Here is a 1,427-nt window from a genome sequence, read left to right as displayed (position 1 = left end):
ACAAGCACCATCGCCAATGGCATGGCCGCGCCAACCGAAAATGCAGCCGCAGACGTCAGCGCGGCTTGGATCGGTCTGGCCGTCGTCACCTCCGAAATACCGAGTTCGTCACGAGCGTGGGCGCCAAGCGCGTCCTTCGCCATCAATTGGTCGGCGACCTGCAACGCCAGCGTTGGCTCGACGCCACGTTTGACATAGATCTCCGCAAGTTCCTGTCGCTCGAAATCTGGCTGCGTCGCCAGCTCCCCTTTCTCGCGCGCAAGGTCGGCTTGTTCGGTATCGGACTGCGAACTGACCGAGACATACTCGCCGGCCGCCATCGACATCGCGCCGGCGACCAGTCCGGCTACGCCGGCAACCAAAACGTTGGAGGCCGCGGCGTTGGCTGCCGCCACGCCAACGATGAGGCTAGCCGTCGACACAATGCCGTCATTGGCGCCAAGCACTGCGGCGCGCAGCCAGCCGACGCGGGATACAAGATGGTTTTCATTGTGCAGGCGGCTCATGACATCACGGCGCGCGCCGTCCGGCAGGTCGCAGCATCCTGACCAGCACATCCGATTTCACATAGAAATGTTGCCATAGCGCCGCGGCGGCATGGAGGCCGACGACAACGATGATCACCGGCTTGGCGAGTTCATGAATCTCCCCCATCGCTCGAAAGCTGAAGTACCATGCCAGCGCCCCGGTAATCGGCATCCCGAAAATGAACAGATAGAGCAGGAAATGGGTGGCAGCGGCAATCCGCTTCAGCAGGACGCTTTCTTCGGGCGGCGCCGGCACACCATCCCGTAGACGGACTGCAATTCGCCAGATCGCCAGCACCAGAACGACCAAACCGACATAGACATGAATGTTCGCGTTGAAGATGTCGCCAGCTGCCGGCTCTGTGCCGCGCGAGAACGCCTGGTAAGCCGGCTTGATGTCCTCACCGATTACAACCTGCAGGACGATCAACACCGCGATAGTCCAATGCAGCAATATCTGGCTTCCGGTGTATCTCGCCGGCTCGTTGGCAACAGTCATAGGCAGCTACCTCGTTTGAGAGAACCTTCCTACCTCGCTGCTTATGCGACAATCTTGATCTAGGACAAGTCAATTTGCCGTCCCCTTGAGCTTTCACCGGCCCCGCGCAGCTCGACCTCGGCTGACAGCCAGTTGTCAGCTTGGTCGTGGGATATTGCATCTGAAGCGAACCAGATGGATCGCCTCTGCAAGGTTCAATGTGGAAACACAATTCCGATGAAACAGATTGCCCTGTCACTTTTGGTGATCGCCGGCTCCGGCGCTTATGTCTGGGATCAGGCCGGCATACGGCCCGCCGGCGACATGCTTGGTTCGGCGCTGCCGGCAGACGCGACAGAGGTGCCCGCCGCATCCGCGTCGATGTTTCGGACCCTACCGGCGCCCTCACCCCAGTTCAGAAC

At 60.4% G+C, this 1,427-nt stretch carries 2 protein-coding genes and 1 pseudogene; 1 reads left to right on the top strand and 2 read right to left on the bottom strand.

Features of this window, described 5'->3' with window-relative positions:
• Together EN935_RS35885 and EN935_RS35880 are read right to left on the bottom strand one after the other, a co-directional pair.
• Nucleotides 1-506 (bottom strand): VIT family protein (locus EN935_RS35885; RefSeq protein ID WP_164771679.1); only part of this gene is annotated, 506 nt, incomplete at its 3' end.
• Nucleotides 507-510: 4 nt separating this feature from the next.
• Nucleotides 511-1,026, bottom strand: coding sequence for a cytochrome b/b6 domain-containing protein (locus EN935_RS35880; RefSeq protein WP_127264845.1), 516 nt, complete (start codon nucleotides 1,024-1,026; stop codon nucleotides 511-513).
• A 216-nt stretch (nucleotides 1,027-1,242) separates the two neighbouring features.
• Here EN935_RS35880 and EN935_RS41605 point away from each other — a divergent pair.
• A pseudogene (locus EN935_RS41605) lies at nucleotides 1,243-1,427 on the top strand (FMN-binding protein); the annotation flags it as partial.

Source organism: Mesorhizobium sp. M7D.F.Ca.US.004.03.1.1 (assembly GCF_003998635.1).
GTDB classification, from domain to species: Bacteria; Pseudomonadota; Alphaproteobacteria; order Rhizobiales; family Rhizobiaceae; genus Mesorhizobium; species Mesorhizobium loti.
Note: the sequence above shows the minus strand (reverse complement) of the source record. Positions and strands in the feature narration are given on the sequence as shown.